Annotated in this window: 17 protein-coding genes and 1 tRNA gene; 8 read left to right on the forward strand and 10 right to left on the reverse strand. The window is 62.3% G+C overall.

The features are described 5' to 3' along the window. Window positions 1–25: 25 nt before the first annotated feature. Window positions 26–235 (reverse strand): hypothetical protein, encoded by a 210-nt coding sequence (locus ACF8ML_RS20540; RefSeq protein WP_082254810.1) that lies wholly within the window; start codon window positions 233–235, stop codon window positions 26–28. Between the two features lie 59 nt (window positions 236–294). On the opposite strand from ACF8ML_RS20540, the gene ACF8ML_RS20545 reads away from it, so the two are divergent. Together ACF8ML_RS20545 and ACF8ML_RS20550 are read left to right on the forward strand one after the other, a co-directional pair. Further along, window positions 295–792: a hypothetical protein gene (locus ACF8ML_RS20545; RefSeq protein ID WP_392407837.1), complete on the forward strand. Its 498-nt coding sequence runs from the start codon at window positions 295–297 to the stop codon at window positions 790–792. Further along, window positions 785–1,483 carry an SOS response-associated peptidase gene (locus tag ACF8ML_RS20550; RefSeq protein WP_392407838.1) on the forward strand — a complete coding sequence of 233 codons (699 nt, stop codon included), beginning with the start codon at window positions 785–787 and terminating at the stop codon, window positions 1,481–1,483. Before ACF8ML_RS20545 ends, ACF8ML_RS20550 begins: the two co-directional genes overlap by 8 nt. A 306-nt stretch (window positions 1,484–1,789) precedes the next feature. Here ACF8ML_RS20550 and ACF8ML_RS20555 read toward each other — a convergent pair whose 3' ends face one another. Next, entirely contained in the window at window positions 1,790–2,008 is a 219-nt protein-coding gene (locus tag ACF8ML_RS20555) for a hypothetical protein (protein WP_047326836.1), read from the reverse strand. Window positions 2,009–2,070: 62 nt separating this feature from the next. Then, window positions 2,071–2,367, reverse strand: coding sequence for an H-NS histone family protein (locus ACF8ML_RS20560; protein ID WP_047326837.1), 297 nt, complete (start codon window positions 2,365–2,367; stop codon window positions 2,071–2,073). 466 nt (window positions 2,368–2,833) lie between these two features. Here ACF8ML_RS20560 and ACF8ML_RS20565 point away from each other — a divergent pair, with 466 nt between their 5' ends. Further along, a complete protein-coding gene (locus ACF8ML_RS20565; RefSeq protein WP_392407839.1) occupies window positions 2,834–6,655 on the forward strand; it encodes an ExeM/NucH family extracellular endonuclease in 3,822 nt (1,273 codons plus the stop codon). Between the two features lie 255 nt (window positions 6,656–6,910). Here the strand turns inward: ACF8ML_RS20565 and ACF8ML_RS20570 are convergent, their stop codons facing one another. Next, window positions 6,911–7,144, reverse strand: a complete 234-nt coding sequence (locus ACF8ML_RS20570; RefSeq protein WP_152683542.1) for a hypothetical protein — start codon at window positions 7,142–7,144, stop codon at window positions 6,911–6,913. A gap of 483 nt (window positions 7,145–7,627) precedes the next feature. Between ACF8ML_RS20570 and ACF8ML_RS20575 the strand changes: the two genes are divergently transcribed. Beyond that, window positions 7,628–7,954, forward strand: coding sequence for a lipopolysaccharide assembly protein LapB (locus tag ACF8ML_RS20575; protein ID WP_016453324.1), 327 nt, complete (start codon window positions 7,628–7,630; stop codon window positions 7,952–7,954). Between the two features lie 18 nt (window positions 7,955–7,972). On the opposite strand, the gene ACF8ML_RS20580 is transcribed toward ACF8ML_RS20575, so the two are convergent. Continuing rightward, window positions 7,973–8,437, reverse strand: coding sequence for a ribonuclease HI family protein (locus ACF8ML_RS20580; RefSeq protein WP_082145227.1), 465 nt, complete (start codon window positions 8,435–8,437; stop codon window positions 7,973–7,975). A 101-nt stretch (window positions 8,438–8,538) separates the two neighbouring features. Here ACF8ML_RS20580 and ACF8ML_RS20585 point away from each other — a divergent pair, with 101 nt between their 5' ends. Continuing rightward, the gene (locus ACF8ML_RS20585; RefSeq protein WP_047326840.1) at window positions 8,539–9,162 is read left to right on the forward strand and encodes a glutathione S-transferase; all 624 of its coding nucleotides are present in this window, start codon (window positions 8,539–8,541) and stop codon (window positions 9,160–9,162) included. Window positions 9,163–9,233: 71 nt separating this feature from the next. Here ACF8ML_RS20585 and ACF8ML_RS20590 read toward each other — a convergent pair whose 3' ends face one another. Then, window positions 9,234–9,668 carry a YbaY family lipoprotein gene (locus ACF8ML_RS20590; RefSeq protein WP_016449501.1) on the reverse strand — a complete coding sequence of 145 codons (435 nt, stop codon included), beginning with the start codon at window positions 9,666–9,668 and terminating at the stop codon, window positions 9,234–9,236. Between the two features lie 655 nt (window positions 9,669–10,323). Here ACF8ML_RS20590 and ACF8ML_RS20595 point away from each other — a divergent pair. Continuing rightward, a complete protein-coding gene (locus tag ACF8ML_RS20595; RefSeq protein WP_016449500.1) occupies window positions 10,324–10,611 on the forward strand; it encodes an H-NS histone family protein in 288 nt (95 codons plus the stop codon). Between the two features lie 639 nt (window positions 10,612–11,250). Here the strand turns inward: ACF8ML_RS20595 and ACF8ML_RS20600 are convergent. After that, window positions 11,251–12,360 carry an alpha/beta hydrolase family esterase gene (locus ACF8ML_RS20600; RefSeq protein WP_392407887.1) on the reverse strand — a complete coding sequence of 370 codons (1,110 nt, stop codon included), beginning with the start codon at window positions 12,358–12,360 and terminating at the stop codon, window positions 11,251–11,253. Window positions 12,361–12,370: 10 nt separating this feature from the next. Continuing rightward, window positions 12,371–12,790, reverse strand: a complete 420-nt coding sequence (locus ACF8ML_RS20605; RefSeq protein WP_047326841.1) for a CopG family transcriptional regulator — start codon at window positions 12,788–12,790, stop codon at window positions 12,371–12,373. Window positions 12,791–12,994: 204 nt separating this feature from the next. Between ACF8ML_RS20605 and ACF8ML_RS20610 the strand changes: the two genes are divergently transcribed. Beyond that, entirely contained in the window at window positions 12,995–13,648 is a 654-nt protein-coding gene (locus ACF8ML_RS20610; protein WP_047326842.1) for a hemolysin III family protein, read from the forward strand. Window positions 13,649–13,741: 93 nt separating this feature from the next. Here the strand turns inward: ACF8ML_RS20610 and ACF8ML_RS20615 are convergent. Together ACF8ML_RS20615 and infA are read right to left on the reverse strand one after the other, a co-directional pair. Beyond that, window positions 13,742–13,818, reverse strand: a tRNA-Pro gene (locus ACF8ML_RS20615). A gap of 60 nt (window positions 13,819–13,878) precedes the next feature. After that, a complete protein-coding gene (gene infA, locus ACF8ML_RS20620) occupies window positions 13,879–14,127 on the reverse strand; it encodes a translation initiation factor IF-1 (RefSeq protein WP_012206460.1) in 249 nt (82 codons plus the stop codon). Between the two features lie 452 nt (window positions 14,128–14,579). On the opposite strand from infA, the gene asd reads away from it, so the two are divergent. Continuing rightward, entirely contained in the window at window positions 14,580–15,434 is an 855-nt protein-coding gene (gene asd / locus ACF8ML_RS20625) for an archaetidylserine decarboxylase (protein WP_047326843.1), read from the forward strand. Window positions 15,435–15,457 lie beyond the last annotated feature (23 nt).

Raw genomic sequence — 15,457 nt, forward strand, 5'->3', positions numbered from 1 at the left:
CAGGCAGTTCAGCGGGTCGTCATCTTCATACATGGTGGTTCGCCAGAATCTGGACCGGACCCAGGCCGCTATACACCAGCGCGCCGCCTGGCCCGCGCACCTCGAACCACCCAGGCTGTGCTTCCACGATCCGATAGGCTTCTGGTGGGGCCGGCAGAGTCTCAATCTCAGGCACGCCGAACCATTCAGGCATGCGGAGCAGGGCGAATTTCTGGGTTGCTTGAGGGGTGATCATCTGGACTTCCTGGAGATCGGGTTTGCATAATAACTGTATATTCATACAGTAAAAATGTCATGACCCACGATTCAACAGGGTTGCCCGATCTGCCGGGCCGATATCGCTCAGAGGGCTGCGCGCCCGGTAGTGAGCGGGAGCGCCAGGGTCAGGTCGAGGCGGGCTGGCGCACGACGATGCTGCGCTTACGCTTTTGCGGCGTCTACCTGTCCGTGCCGATGTTGCGGAGCGTGCACTGCGTCACCGGCCTCCTGGTGACCACGCGGGCTTACGAAAACGACCGTGTAGACATCGTTGACCCTGGAGGCTCGGGGCCCATCACGCGCGGGCTGGGGCAAGTTGAGATGCTGCGCATGCGCGAAGATGGGTCAATGCTGCTGAGGGGCTTGGAGTGGGATGAGGGCGATCTGAGGCGATGGCCGCAGACATGGTTGTGTTGCCCGGATCGCGCCGGCATCGACGCGGCACTCGTGCCTATGGCCGGTTGGCTGGGCCAGCGTTACGCTGCCGCAAAGGCTGCAATTGAGCGGCCCACCAAGAGGTGGCCCTATGTGTAATCGCTACACCCCGCCGGAGGAGATAGAGATCGAGCGTGCCTTCGCGCTGGGACGCCAAGCGCCGAACCGATGGTGGAAGCCGCACGTCACGCCGCTGGCTCTGGGGCCGTACATCAAGCCCGGCGGCGTGCTGGAAGTTGGGCAGTGGGGCATGATTCCGCGCAGCTCACCGACGCGCCGGCCGACTACCCGCGACGGGACGCCCATGTCAACGAACAACGCCCGGCGCGAGACCATCGCAAAGTCTTGGACATTTGCGCCGGCATGGCGCGCGGGCCAGCGCTGCCTGATCCCCGTCGAGTCCTGGGTGGAGCCGTACTGGGGCCTGAGCAGCCGCAATGTGTGGTGGTCGTTCAGGCGCGCGGATGGGCAACCAGCGGCTCTGGCCGGCCTGTACAGCGAATGGACGGACCCGGAGACGGGCGAGCTGGTGCCGAACTACACGATGATCACGCAGCCTGCTGACGGGCACCCAGTGCTCTCGCTGATGCACCGGCCGGGAAAAGAAAAGCGCGGGGTCGTGATGCTGGAGCCCGGCGACTGGGATGCATGGCTGCACGGCACGGCCGTGCAGGCGGAAGCGCTGATCAAGCTGCCGCCGCTGGGTGTGCTGCGCAGTGGCGCGGAGAAACCGGAAGAGGAGGCGCTTCTGTCAGCTGAGCAGTTGGCGGAACTGAAGGCCGAAGGGTAGAGCGCCGGCCCGCGCTCGGCGATGTTGATTTTTCTCAGGACGGATGTAGGCACCTCAGAACGCAAAAAAGCCCCCTCGGCTGCCGTGATGGCGCCGAGGGGGCTTTTGTCGTTTCTGGTGTCTGATGGTGTCGGTGGGTTTTATAGATTCGCACGGAAATCGCACGGATCAGAGCGGTACCAGCATGGATAAAGGCCTGGACGGCGGTTCAATTCCCGCCAGCTCCACCATCCAAGACACCGCCACACACTGAAGACCTCAGTGTGTGGCGGTTTTTTCTTGCCTGTTCGTTGCCTCGCGCCCGCCTCAGTGGCTGTTCATGTCGGGCATGGGCTGCTGGGACAGTTCCTGAATCAGCGTCAGGCGGAAATGTGCCAGGGCCTTGGCCCCATGCTGTATGTGGTGCAGGTCTGCCACTCCGCCGATGCCCGACACCAGCAGTTCAGGCTTGGTCGACAAAATGACTTCTATGAAGTGGTCGGCCAGTTCTGCAGCCAACAGCGTGTCCGAGTTCTGTTTGCTCATGTGTGCTTCCTCCTGGTGATGGAAGCACATGGTATGGCATCGCGCCTGAATATGGCTGGCGATCAGATGGCGAGGCTTGCGCGGTCCTTGCCTTCTATCCACTTGGGCGGCTTTCCGCGGCCTGTCCAGGTTGCGCCGGTTTCGGGGTTGCGGAATTTGGGTTCGCCCACGCTGCGCTGTCCGATCTTGCGAGGTTTGATCCTGGCGGAGGGGAAGACATCCTCTTTCGTCAGGCCATATTGCTGCACCATGGCCTTTGCTTCAGTGATCGCATCCGTTCTTGCGTGCTTGATCAGAGCGTCGATCTTTTTCTCAAGATCGGCTTTTTGTTGCAGCAGGGCCCTGTAGTCGGATGTCATGGCGATGATGATTTTCAGTGGGAGATGCGCGTGTATATCACGGGAATGAACATTTTGTAAGTTATGAGTAAGAAAAAGAGTGTTGGAGTGTGCGGACGCACGAAAAGCCACCAGCGACGTGGCGCGTTCAAGACGGGTGACGAGGATGGTTGTGGCGACGAGGCGCGCCCAAGAAAAAGGCCAGCGGCTTGCGCTGGCCTGGGAAGAAAGAGCCGGTGCCTTTTTGAAGGCTTCCTGGGGGAATGAGAGGGAGGGAGGAGGAAATGCCCCAGGGCCGGCAATGAAACGATTCAGAAACTGGGTGCAATGATGCATGCCGTGTGGGAAGTGGCAGATGGGTGAGCGGCCAGTCTGCGCGTAGGACGCGGGAGCATCCGCCGAGTCACAGGCTGGTCATGTCCATGCGCGATAAACCGGAAGTTGCGCAACCACGGGGGGATGCGCATTATTTTTTTATTGCACATCCATGTCCATTGCCCGCACGCTGATTCCGTTTGTGTTCAACCCGGCCAATCCGATGAGTCCGCCGCTGCAGCGCCATCGTTGGCGTCTGTATGGTGCAGGCCTGCTTCTTTCGGCCTCCGCCGGCGTATGGGCGCAGGTTCCTTTCACTGGCACCTATGCGCAGAATTTCGACACCCTGGCCGCGTCCGGGACGGGGCTGGCCTGGGCCAATGACAGCACCCTGCCGGGCTGGTTTCTCTTCAACAGGAGCCTGGCGGCCATCACTGCATATGCGGCAGGCAATGGCGCGTCCAATGCCGGCAGCTTCTACAGCCTGGGGCTGGATGCGGACCGTGCATTGGGTGGCGTGGCATCGGGTGGAGCTTACTTTGGCAGCCCCTCCCAGGGTGCCGTGGCCGGCTGGATTGCACTGGCGATGCGCAATGACACGGGCGGCGCGGTGGATGGCATCAGCCTGCGATTCAGTGGCGAGCAATGGCGCAATGGCGGCAACACCTCCGAGCAGCCCATGGAGCTGGAGTACGGCATGGGCACGACCTTTGCCGATGTGCCTGAATGGCTGCCTGCGGGTGCGAATTTCAATTGGAAATCGCCGATCGCTACCGGTACTGCCGCCCCGGTGGATGGCAATGTGGCCGGACGGGTGAATGATGTGGGCGGCGATCTGCGCGGTCTGGGCTGGGCGCCAGGCGCCACGTTGTGGCTGCGTTGGGTCGAACTCAATGATGTGGGCAACGATCACGGCCTGGCCGTTGACGATGTCTCCATCGCCCTGGCACTGCCCGATACCACGCCACCCACTGTGCAGGCCACCATTCCTGCTGCGGCGGCAACCGGGGTGGCGCTGAATCCCGAAATCAAGCTGAGCTTTGATGAGGCGGTGAAACCCGGTAGCGGCAGCTTCGAACTGCGCCAGGGCAGCACCGTGGTGGCAATGCTGCAGGCTGGCGATGCGGCGAAGGTGAAATTCAGTGGCTCGACCATCACGCTCAACGCGGGTGTGCGGCTGGCGGTCAATACGTCCTACAGCCTGGTTCCCGTGGGCGAGCCGGTGTTGGATACCTCGGGCAATGTGTGGACCGGCACGGCGCTGGGCTTCACGACGGGGGACGAGCCGCCCATCACCAGAATTTCTGCACTCCAGGGTTCCGGCGACCAGTCTCCCCTGGTGGGGCAGAAGGTGACAGTGAGCGCCGTGGTAACGGCCTATATGCCAGGGTTGAGTGGCTTCTTCGTGCAGGAGGAGGAGGCGGATTCCGATGGCGATGCTGCCACCTCGGAGGGCGTCTTCGTCTATTACGGCAATGCGAATCCCGGGGTGGATGAGGGCACTGTAGGCAAGCTGGTGCAGGTCTCCGCCTCGGTGAGCGAGTTTCGCAACCAGACCCAGCTCAGCGCCGTCACGGACTTCGTGGTCCGTGGCGCGGCCGCCTTGCCGGAGCCCGTGCGCGTCACGCTGCCTGTCAGCGACATGGGGCAGTGGGAGCGTCTGGAGGGGATGCGTGTGGAGGTCGCGTCCGCCACTGCGGGCGGCAAGCTGGTGGTGAGCGACAACCGCACGCTGGGCCGCTACGGCAATGTCACGCTGTCTGCCGACGCGCCGCTGGCGCAGTACACCGAACTCAATGCGCCCAGCGTGACGGGCTATGCCGCCTATGTGCAGACATTGCAGCGCAGCCAGATCATTCTGGATGATCGCTCGGGCGCACAGAATCCCGCCTCTGTGCCGGGCCGCGGCGGACAGTCTCTGTCGGCCTCCAACACGCTGCGTGCCGGCGATGGCGTGGACCGTGTCATCGGCGTGCTCGATCAGTTCTCGGATGCAGCTGCCAGCGAGCCATATCTGACCAGCTACCGCGTACAGCCTACGCAGACGCCGCAGTTCTCGGGGGCGGCGCGTCCCTCGGCTGCTCAGTTGCAGCAGGCTGTGGGGGCGGCATCGCTCAAGATTGCCTCAGCCAACGTGCTCAATTTCTTCAACCTGACGGGTGCCACCAGCGGCTCTTCCCAGGTGATGTTCAGCACGCCCCTGGGCAATCAGCAGGGCATTCGTGGTGCCAACAGCATTGCCGAGCTGGACAGGCAGCGCGCCAAGATCGTGGCCAATCTGCTGGGGCTGGGCGCCGATGTGTATGGCCTGATGGAGGTGCAGAACAACGGCTTTGGCCCGGGCAGCGCCATCCAGGATCTGGCCGACGCCTTGAACGCGAGTGCGGACAAGCCTGCCGGCGCCGTGTATGCGGTGGTCAAGGCGCCTTTCAGCGAGGCTTCAGGTACGGTGGCGGGTGCTGGCACGGATGCGATCACCGTGGCCATCCTCTATCGCAGCGATCGTGTCACGCCGGTGGGCAGCGCAGCGGCACCCAGCGTCACCACCTACGACGCCTTCAACCCAGGCGTAGGCGGCGCACGCGTACCGATTGCACAGACTTTTGCGGTAGGCGGCAGCACGGAGCAGTTTACGCTGGTGGTGAATCACTTCAAATCCAAGGGCAGTGTGCTCAGCAGCCCGGGCAATGCAGACGCGCTTGACGGCCAGGGCGCCAACAACGCCGCGCGTGTGAAGACGTCCGAGCAACTGAGCAGTTGGCTGGCAACCCGGCCCACAAGCACGACCAGCCCGCATGTGGTGCTGGTCGGGGATTTCAATGCGTACTCGAAGGAGGACCCCATCAAGGCGCTGGAGGATGGCGGCTACGCCAAGGTGTCTCAGGGCCTGTCCTATGCGTTCGATGGAATGTGGGGCTCGCTGGACCATGTGCTGGTAAGTGCCAGCCTGCAGCCGAGCGTGGGGCGCGCGGTCAAGTGGGCCATCAATGCCGAGGAGCCTGAAGTCCTGGACTACAACCTCGAGTTCAAGTCGCTGGACCAGCAGGCCAGCTTCTATGCGCCGACGGCCTATCGTTCCAGCGACCACAATCCGATTTTGCTGGGTCTGAATTTCGGTGGGCAGGCACCATCGCTCAGTGGCTTGCCCGCCAATGCGCAATCCGTGGTGGTTGGCCAGGCGGCCGATCTGGCCAATGTGCAGGTGGCAGATGCCGACAGCCCTGTCGTGACGCTGTCCATTGTTGCCAGCAACGGGCAGGTGCTTGGACTGGAGGACGCCGATGCCGCGCAGCCGGGCATACAGTTGCGCGGCAGCCCCGCTCAGGTGTCGGAGCAATTTCGCTCCGCCGTCTATCTGGCATCGGTGGCCGGTTCGGCCAGCTTGCAATTGAGCGCGAGCGATGGGGTCCATGCGCCTGTGACTGCCAGCTATCCGTTGCTGGCGGCTGCTGCAGGTCCTGTGGACCAGGCCAACCGCTTCAACATCACCGGGTCGGGCCAGATGGCGGTATCGGGCGAAGTCGCCGGCGGCGGTATCAACTGCCGCCTGGCCGAGCCGCCTCAGGTCATGGCGGCGCCTGGCACACCGCGTCCGGGGGCTGTGGTGCCCCACGGACTGCTGAAGCTGAATACCGATGGCTGTGATGCGGGTGCGCTCGTGACTGTCAAGCTGACCTATCCCAGTGATCTGCCCAGCGGTGCCGAGTACTGGAAGTGGGGGCGCACAAGCGACAACGCCACGCAGCACTGGTATCGGATACCGGCAACGCTGCAGGGGCGCGTCGTCTCCTTCGTGCTGCGCGATGGTGGCCTGGGTGATGACGATCTGGTGGCCAACGGCCGGGTGGAAGATCCCTCTGCACTGGTTGTGCCTGCTGCGGCGGTCGGCGGCGGCACGCCAGCGGCGATTCCTTCACTGAGCGAATGGGCTGTGGCTCTGCTGAGTCTGATGATGGGCGGGCTGGCCATCCGTTTGCGCCGTCGCGGTTCCTGATCCGGCAACGGGAAAGGCCCGGCTTGCGCTTGGCGCGGGCCGGGCCTGTTGCATTGCGCGAAGGAAATCTGCAGCCAGGGCATTGCCTGGATGCGATGGAGTTCAGAGAAATTTGGCGTGCAGTCGCATGCCGGTGCGCGATGGATGCGCGATGGCAGTGTTGAGGCGAAGAAAAAGCGCCTGCTGTGGACGCTGCTCAGTGCAACTGATGCATTGAATATCCAGAAATGATCGTGCTTTAAAAAAAGAGCCTGGCTAACCGGCATACCGCTGGCTGGCAAAAACGACTGCAGGCTGAACTGGCCTGACGAGTCGCCCCACGATGAAACTGAACTGCTGCAACACCATGAATGCTGCGGCATGGGTTGAATCATACACGCAAACAAGAATCATTCTCAAATAAACCTGTGCTTTTCTCTGGAATTGAGAAAAAACTTGCCTTTGTGCCCGTTTCGGTTGTTGCCAGGGCGCCTGAGCGATCGTCGTCAAGAAAAAACGCCCCGGCTGCGGAGGCGGCCGGGGCGCTGAATGGAGCGTTCCATGCGATCAATCCTGGAAGGACACATGCTAAGAGTTTGAAATGAGAGCGCTGGCGTCTGGCGCCTCCGGTCCTTCCTGGTTGTCAAGTGTAAATTGAAACAAGGTGCTTGAAGGAGCTAACTCGGGTGAAGTTGCATGCAACTGAGTCGTAAATCCTGTTTTTCACACGCCATCGTGAGACCAGCCGGGCAGTGGGAATGCAAAAAGCCCGCTTGAAAGCGGGCTTTTTGCGGGTGATGTGGACGATGGCTCTTACGCGACCATCGTTTTACGGCAGAACGTCTCTGCGGCTGTCACCGTTGTTTTTTTCGTCGTAGTGCACGACGCGCCGGCGTGAGATACAGCATTGTCTGCGCAGACAACCGCGAGATTGTAGCATGACCGCAATTTCAGCTGGATCGAGAACATGCATTGCCACCAAAGGATGAAACCATGAACGAAATGACGCAAAGGCTCGAGGGCCTCCTGGCGTCCGGCAAGGACTCGGCTTTGATGCGCTGCACGTTGGGCAAGGCGTATCTTGATGGCGATGCGCCTGCTGTGGCGCACTCGCACCTGCAGCGCGCCACTGAACTCGATCCCGGCTATTCGGTGGCATGGAAGCTTCTGGGCCGGGCATTGCTGGCGCTGGACGATGCTTCGGGGGCTCGGCAGGCGTGGAGCACGGGGTTGGCCTGTGCGCAGGAAAAGGGAGATGCCCAGGTCGTCAAGGAGATTGGTGTGTTCCTCAAGCGGCTGGACAGGCAGCAGTCCGCCTGAGTGCGGCTAAGCGCAGGGTCACGGCGGCAAAAGGGCCGCTCTGGCCAGCGCGTCGGCCTCGGTGTTGCGGTGACGAGGAATCCAGCGCAGTTGCACATGCTCGAACTCGGCCAGCATGGCGCGGGCCTGATCGAAAAGGTCGGCCAGCCGCACGATGGGCCTGGTGGGGCGGGGCGATGGCGCCAACTGCTCTACCAGGACGCTGCTGTCCGTGAAGATGGCCAGCCGGCGAGCCTGCAGGCCTAGCAGGGTCTGCAGCACAGCCATCAAGGCCCGCAGCTCGGCTTCGTTGTTGCAGCCTTGGTCGGGGCAGACCTGGGACAGAAGCTGCCGTGTTCCGTCGGGCGCCGTGATGACGGCTCCCAAGGCCATGCGACCCGGGTTGGGCAGTGCGCTTGCATCGATGTATGCAGTCCACAGGTCTGTGTCGGTCGGAGAAGGGCCAGAGTGGTTTCGGCGGGATGACGGCTGTTCCAGAGGCATGTCTGCATCATGCGGCAGCAGTGGGAATCTGACCGCATTCCTCATCGGATTGGACGGGACAATGCAGGATTGCAAATCACCGAAACCGAAGAAGGCTGCGAATGATCAGGATTCTGGGAAAGTCATCGTCCATCAATGTGCGCAAGGTGCTGTGGCTTTGCGTGGAGCTGGGAGTCTCGTTCGAACAGGAAGAGTGGGGTTCGGGCCATCGGTCAACGCAGGAGCCGGGATTTCTTGCACTCAACCCGAATGCCATGGTTCCCGTGCTGCTTGATGGGGCGCTGGTGCTGTGGGAGTCCAACACCATTTGCCGCTATCTTGCCGCGCGCCAGGCTCGGCATGACCTGCTGCCTGCAGCACCCGCAGAGCGCGCACGCGTCGAGCAATGGATGGACTGGCAGGCGACCGAACTGAACAACTCCTGGCGCTATGCCTTCATGGGATTGGTGAGAAACAGTCCGGAGCATCAGGATCCTGCGCTGCTGGCCAGCAGCATGGCGAACTGGCATTGCCACATGCGCATACTGGAGGAGCAACTGTCGCGCACAGGCGCCTTTGCTGCAGGCGCGCAACTCACCCTTGCCGACATCGTGCTGGGCCTGTCTGCCCACCGCTGGCTGTCTGCCCCGATGGATCGCCCTGACTTGCCCGCAGTCCGTGCGTACTATGAGCGGCTTTGCGAGCGCCCAGGCTTTCGCACGCATGGTGCCAACGGCATGCCTTGATGGCCGCCTGGTGCCCTCTGCGCGACAAAGCCCGCCGGAATGTCCTGCGGGCTTTGTCTTTTTAGGGAAGGTCAGGGGGCAACCCGCACCAGCACCATATCGGCCTTCGGGCCTGCTCCACGGGTCAGGACCGGGTGGACGGTGTCATTGGTGAAGATGAGCTGGTTGCCCTGGGTGATGCGTGAGGTCACCGTATATTGCGCCGCAGGATTGAGACGATTGGGCTCCACGGGCAGCTTGTAGCTGAACGGGGGCTTGAGGCCCTCAAGCCGCACGGATTGCTGAGATATCACGGGGGCGGCGGCATCGGCGCGAGAGGTGTCCTGCAGCTCCACAACCAGCACGGCATCGGACGGGAGCGGCATGGGCTCTCTCAGATCGACCGTGCCCATGACGGCGGTGACCGGCGCGTTGGGCGAGGGCTGGGACTGGGCACATGCGCCCAAAAGTGCGGCGGCCATCACGATGGCGAGAGAGGTTCGGCGCTGGAGGATGTTGGGATTCATGGGAATTCCTTCTTGATTGGAAAGGTCCCAGTCTGGCTTGGCGCATTCTGGAGGGCTGTAGGAACGGGTTCCACAGAGGCTGCTGCCATTTCCCAAAGTCGCATACGCCGATCTGCGGTCGGTTTGCCAGCCAGGGCGACGGGCGTGTGAAAGATCAGGTCGCGCCGGCGCATGAAGGACGCTGCCAGACAGTCCACAGGGTTTCGGAGGGGGCTGCATCGTTCGAAGCCTGCGCCATGCCAAGAGCGATGGGTCAAGCGTCCCGATCTATTTGCTTTACTTCTCATCAATCCGCCGCTCCTCTTTGGGTGGTGAATCGTTCTTGCTTTTGCCATCGCTCGCCGCAGGCGAGAGCACCGTTTCTTTTGACGTGTCTGGGCAACTCTCCCCACATCGCGGCTGCCGAGGGCAAGTCATTGCAGCCCAAGGGGCTGACTCCTTGGCGCGCACAGGTGTGCGCAAGTGTGCAGAGGTGCGGCAGCGATCGATCTGGGCAGCCGCCGCGTCGGCCACGGAGCCTCGCCCACGGGTGTGGCGTGCCGCGCGGAAGGGCTTCTCTGTCCCAGCACACGGCTGTGGAAAGCTTGTGCCTTGGGGTGCGGAGCATTTTTTGAATAGAATGCGTTTTTGCTAGCATGCATCCAAAGAAAAAGCCATGACATCTGATTACAAGACTCTCCTTCAGCAAAAGGCCGAGATCGAGGCTCGCATTGCCGAGGTCCTCAAAGCCGAAAAAGGCGGTGCCATCGCCAAGGTCCGTGAACTGGTCCAGCAGTTCCAGTTGACCCAGGAAGACGTGTTTGCTACCGGTAAGCGCAAGTCTCCTGCTGGCACAGGCGTGGCCAAGTACCGTGATCCGTCCACTGGCGCAACATGGACCGGCCGGGGCAAGCCTCCCGGCTGGATCAAGGACGCAGCGGACCGAACCGCTTTCGAGATCTGAATCTGATCAAGGGCCCGCAGTCGCGGGCCTTTTCTTTTGTGGGTCCCCGTGTGGGTTCGATCGGCCGGCAGCTGTCCGGGAAAGTGCGACTGAGCGCTGTCTTGCCCGAAGGTCTCCCAGACCGAGCTGGACATGTGGAAGAGCGCGGTAAAGGTATCTCTCGCGGACCATGCCGCTGGCGCTGGCAGTGCGTCCACCGCGCATTACTGCGCAGCATCTGCTGCCATGCGGGCCTGCAGGCCAGGCCTCCAAGGAAATCCTGGCTTTCACTGCATATCCTTCGCAGTCGTAGCCGGACTTATCAAGGTCTCCAGCATGGACAAGGATGGACAAGGCTCTTGCATTCCAGATTCCGAAATGGTCAGGGCTGCGCTTATCTCATCTGGCAGAGCTTTCGACCCATCGTTGAATTTCATATGGCTGCCTTGTCTCTTGTATCTGGCGGTGATTTCCCATGCCTTTCGAGGCAGCTTGACTCCATGCAGGCAAAAAAGGGCCCTGGGGGCCCTTTTGCTGTCCTGGTCAGCCCATTTATTGCTGAGCCTGCTCTTCCGGAGTAATAGGCCCAAGCGCAACCATTCCTAACCCTTGTGAGCCTTTGAAATCATGTGGTTGGCGAATGCGAGCAGCGGCGCCGAATCAGCAGTTGCGCGCACGCTGGTGCGAAAGGAAAAAGCGCAGCATCTCGGCGCTGGCGTCGATTCCTCCCGGCGCGGTGTAGCTGCCCGCTGCGCTGCCGCCGGACCAGGCGTGGCCTGCGCCATGCAGTTGCCAGTGCTCGATGGCGGTACTGCCATCGGCTGCGATATAGGCAGAGCGGGTGAACCGTTGGCGGTTCGGCGCATGGCCCTGGCTGACGCGAGGTGCGCCTGTGGGGCTTTGCGCGCTGCGTGCAGCATGCACGACGGCCGCGCCGTTGTCGTGATGCACCGTGGTGTCCGCGTCACCATGAAACACGATCACTGGACACACGCTGGGGCCGCTGGCCGAGCCAGATGCTGCGCCTCTTCGCATCGCCTCGAGGGCTGAGGGCAGATTGGACGCGGCACCGGCGGCCAGGCCCGAATGCACGCCCACGGCGGCGAACAGCTCGGGATAGGTGCGTCCCAATATGTCCGCCATTGCACCTCCGGCCGAAAGTCCGGCGACATAGACCCGCGATGCGTCCGCTCCATGGTCGGCCATCACCTGGCGCGTGAGGCCTGCCAGCAGTGCGGGCTCGCCCCGTCCCCGTTGCTGGTGCTGGGCCTTGAACCAGTTCCAGCACTTTTGCGAGTTTGCATGCTGTGTTTGTTCGGGATAGAGCACCAGTACGCCAGCGCTGCGCGCCTGGTCATTCATGCGCGTGCCGGCGGCGAAGTCTTGCGGCCCTTGGGTGCAGCCGTGCAGCATGAGGATGAGCGGGCGAGGTCCTGCTTCGAGGGCACTGCCTGGCGGCACGTACAGCCGATAGGCCAGCTGCCGGCCTCCGTGAGAGTAGCTGCCGAGCAGCCATTGCTCGTCGCTGGAGGTGCCTGCCTGCGATGTGTCCGCAGGCACGGCGAGTTCGGGAGCATCGTCGATGAAGCGGGCTTCGGCATCGACGATCCAGCCTGCATCCCGATGACTGGTTGCGGCTGGCTTGTCGTGGGGTGTGGGCGCACTTTGGCCTCGCAGCGTGCGCTGAATCAGCTCGGTGGCTTCCAGCAGATGGCCGGTGCGCGTCAGGCGTGTCGCCTCGCCCAGCATGTCTTGAAAAAGCTGTTTCATGGAATGGTTCTCAGGTAATGCGGCCGGCCAGAGCGGCACGAACGGCGGGGCTGGCCTGGAGCGCTCCCAGCACCGTGATGGATTCGATGGTTTCGGCGGCAAGCTGCGCAGGCACGTCCTGCGCGATGCTGGCCAGGCCCAACACGCGGATCTGCAGCTTTTCCCCGGCAGCATGCACCCGCATGAGATCGGCCTGGGAGAAATGCTGCATCCCAAGGACCAGCATCTTGCGGGCGACGACCTGTTGCACCGCGTCCGCATGGCTGCGCAGGTGATTGCGTATCGCTGTGCGGATGAAATCGCTGCGGTTGGCGTAGAAGCCTTCGGCGACCAGCAGGTCGATCTGGCCCAGGTCGACATAGCCCAGATTGATGGTGAGCTTCTCGGATTCGCTCACGCGAGGGTTGGAGGTGGTTGTGTTTTCGGCCATGGAACATCCTTATGCCATCCATGTGGATGGTTTGGGGATGGTTTCAAGGCCTGGCGTTGCAATTTGACTCGGCGCGTCGTGGGGTATCCGACGGACGGCGCTGCAGCGTGTGAGTTGCAATCATTGCCCTGTCACGTCTGAGCCGTAAGGTGGCGGAGCCGGGCACGGCGTCCGGCGTTCCTTGGTCATGCGACAGGAGGCTTCATGCCAGACTTGCAGGCAGGCTTGCCGAGCGGCACGAGCGTTTGGTGCCAGCCCGGCGAGCGGTTCAATACCTGGAGTCATCTGGCAGCCCTGCTCGTGGGCGTGGTGGCCAGTGTGGGCCTCATCTGCGAAACGGTGGCCGGCGGCGATGCGCGCAAGATTGTGGGCTCTGTGGTGTTTGGCCTCTCTCTGGCGGCGCTGTTCGGTGCCTCGGCCCTCTTTCATGGCTGCAGCGGGGCACGCAAGCGTTTTTGGCAGCGCGTCGACCACGCCTGCATTTACCTGCTGATTGCCGGCAGTCACACGCCCTTTGCCTTGATGGCGCCCTCTGGCTTGTGGGTTTGGTCCTTGCTTGCCGGTGTATGGGCGCTCGCATTGCAGGGCGCGATACGTGCACTTGGTTTCGATTCGCCGCCGCGCCTGTCCCTGTACATCAGCCTCGGCTGGCTCAGCTTAGGGGGCGCGGTGCCGATGGCCTTGCGCCAAGGTGCGCAGACCCTGGCCTGGCTGCTCGCGGGCGGACTGCTCTATTCGGCAGGAACGGTGTTCTACCGAAGCCTTTCGAGCATGCGCCATTCGCATGGCATCTGGCACCTGTTCGTGGTTGCCGGCAGCGCCTGCCATACCGTCGCGGTGGTCGGTTTGCTGGCCTGAAGCGAGGGCTCGTGCTGGCGGCGCTGCGTTGGACGCTTTGGATTCTGTTAGACAAAAGCCCCTGGCTCTTTCGAACCAGGGGCTTGAATCATTTGGTCGGAGCGGCGGGATTCGAACTCGCGACCCTCTGCTCCCAAAGCAGATGCGCTACCAGGCTGCGCTACGCTCCGACTAAAACGCTATTGTAGCGTCAAAAAAATGGGTATTTTCGCAATGTGCGAATTTTCTGTTCAACGCGATCCAGGGCCGGGGCCACGGTTGGCCAGGTGGCGGAAGGTGATGCGGCCCTTGGTGAGGTCGTAGGGCGACATCTCCAGCGATACCTTGTCGCCAGCCAGGATGCGGATATGGTGCTTGCGCATCTTGCCGCCGGTGTAGGCGATCAGCTGGTGTCCGTTTTCCAGCGTCACACGAAAGCGAGAGTCAGGCAGGACTTCCGTGACGGAGCCTTGCATTTCAATCAGTTCTTCTTTGGCCATGTGTTCAATCTCTTAGGTCTGGGTCGGTTGCGGCACTCATTTGTCGGAACCACGAAAACCTTGCCTGGCCCACAGAACATGGGGTACGTGGTCAGGCTGAAAAGGCTGTGGATGTTCTGCGCAAAAGGCGCAGACCGGACAGAGGACCAGGTCACAACGGTGTCGCAAAGACGAAGCCCGGCAACACCTAAACTTCCTGATTCTACAGTGTTGTATTCGTCGCCGTGCGGGCGGTGCTCAAAGCGGCCATCGTACGCAAAACACAGGTCGGATTCGTGCTGGGACGGCGAGGCTTTTGTCATCCGCGTGTGATGAGATGGCCTCGAAAAACGTGCGCGAGGCTTTGGGGTGGTCCGGCCAGGGTTGAAGGCCGCGGTGGCCGAGGAGGGGCGATGGTCGCGGGTTGGCTAGAATCCGCCCACAGCTTCTATTACTTTTATAGCAAAACCTCGATGTCTGATCGACTTGCCGTTCTCTCCCAGTATCTTTTGCCCAAGCAGGCGCTGACTGCCGTCATGGGGCGCCTGGCCCAGGCGCGTGCGGGTGACCTGACCACGGCAGTCATCCGGCGCTTCATTGCACGCTATGGCGTGGACATGTCGGAGGCGGCCGATTCCGATCCTGCGGCCTATGCCAGCTTCAACGAGTTCTTCACGCGGGCGCTCAAGCCCGGTGTGCGGCCGCTGGCTTCGGCTGACTGGGTCTGTCCGGTCGATGGCGCCATCAGCCAGATCGGCGCCATCGAGGGCGAGCAGATCTTCCAGGCCAAGGGGCACAGCTACAGCGCCACGGCGCTGGTCGGCGGCGATGCACAGCTGGCGCGGCAGTTCGACAACGGGCATTTCGCCACCATTTACCTGAGCCCGCGCGACTATCACCGCATCCACATGCCCTGTGCCGGCCGGTTGCGTCGGATGATTTATGTGCCCGGCGAACTGTTCTCGGTCAACCCGGTCACGGCGCGCGGCGTGCCGGGCCTGTTTGCGCGCAACGAGCGCGTGGTCTGCGTCTTCGATACGGACCACGGTCCCATGGTGCTGGTGTTGGTGGGGGCCACCATCGTGGGCAGCATGGGAACGGTGTGGCACGGCATCGTCAATCCGCCGCGGCCCGGCCGCATCCAGGACTGGCGCTACGAGGACCAGTCCATCGTCCTGGGCCAGGGCGAGGAAATGGGGCGCTTCCAGCTGGGCTCCACCGTCGTCATGCTGTTTCCCGCATCGGCAGGGCTGCGCTTCAACGCGCAGTGGACACATGCCGCGCCCGTGCGCCTGGGCCAGAAGATGGCCGGGCGCGGCGAGGCCTGAGTCTCGAAAGGTCGTCGATGAAA

It is taken from the genome of Delftia sp. WSY_10, assembly GCF_043104705.1.
Taxonomy (GTDB): Bacteria; Pseudomonadota; Gammaproteobacteria; order Burkholderiales; family Burkholderiaceae_C; genus Comamonas; species Comamonas tsuruhatensis.

What these genes read in the sequence shown, in the direction of transcription:
- ACF8ML_RS20540 (WP_082254810.1), bottom strand. Translation starts at nt 235, where the DNA reads ATGATCACCCCTCAAGCAACCCAGAAATTCGCCCTGCTCCGCATGCCT.
- ACF8ML_RS20545 (WP_392407837.1), top strand. Translation starts at nt 295, where the DNA reads ATGACCCACGATTCAACAGGGTTGCCCGATCTGCCGGGCCGATATCGC.
- ACF8ML_RS20550 (WP_392407838.1), top strand. Translation starts at nt 785, where the DNA reads ATGTGTAATCGCTACACCCCGCCGGAGGAGATAGAGATCGAGCGTGCC.
- ACF8ML_RS20555 (WP_047326836.1), bottom strand. Translation starts at nt 2,008, where the DNA reads ATGAGCAAACAGAACTCGGACACGCTGTTGGCTGCAGAACTGGCCGAC.
- ACF8ML_RS20560 (WP_047326837.1), bottom strand. Translation starts at nt 2,367, where the DNA reads ATGACATCCGACTACAGGGCCCTGCTGCAACAAAAAGCCGATCTTGAG.
- ACF8ML_RS20565 (WP_392407839.1), top strand. Translation starts at nt 2,834, where the DNA reads ATGTCCATTGCCCGCACGCTGATTCCGTTTGTGTTCAACCCGGCCAAT.
- ACF8ML_RS20575 (WP_016453324.1), top strand. Translation starts at nt 7,628, where the DNA reads ATGAACGAAATGACGCAAAGGCTCGAGGGCCTCCTGGCGTCCGGCAAG.
- ACF8ML_RS20580 (WP_082145227.1), bottom strand. Translation starts at nt 8,437, where the DNA reads ATGCCTCTGGAACAGCCGTCATCCCGCCGAAACCACTCTGGCCCTTCT.
- ACF8ML_RS20585 (WP_047326840.1), top strand. Translation starts at nt 8,539, where the DNA reads ATGATCAGGATTCTGGGAAAGTCATCGTCCATCAATGTGCGCAAGGTG.
- ACF8ML_RS20590 (WP_016449501.1), bottom strand. Translation starts at nt 9,668, where the DNA reads ATGAATCCCAACATCCTCCAGCGCCGAACCTCTCTCGCCATCGTGATG.
- ACF8ML_RS20595 (WP_016449500.1), top strand. Translation starts at nt 10,324, where the DNA reads ATGACATCTGATTACAAGACTCTCCTTCAGCAAAAGGCCGAGATCGAG.
- ACF8ML_RS20600 (WP_392407887.1), bottom strand. Translation starts at nt 12,360, where the DNA reads ATGAAACAGCTTTTTCAAGACATGCTGGGCGAGGCGACACGCCTGACG.
- ACF8ML_RS20605 (WP_047326841.1), bottom strand. Translation starts at nt 12,790, where the DNA reads ATGGCCGAAAACACAACCACCTCCAACCCTCGCGTGAGCGAATCCGAG.
- ACF8ML_RS20610 (WP_047326842.1), top strand. Translation starts at nt 12,995, where the DNA reads ATGCCAGACTTGCAGGCAGGCTTGCCGAGCGGCACGAGCGTTTGGTGC.
- infA (WP_012206460.1), bottom strand. Translation starts at nt 14,127, where the DNA reads ATGGCCAAAGAAGAACTGATTGAAATGCAAGGCTCCGTCACGGAAGTC.
- asd (WP_047326843.1), top strand. Translation starts at nt 14,580, where the DNA reads ATGTCTGATCGACTTGCCGTTCTCTCCCAGTATCTTTTGCCCAAGCAG.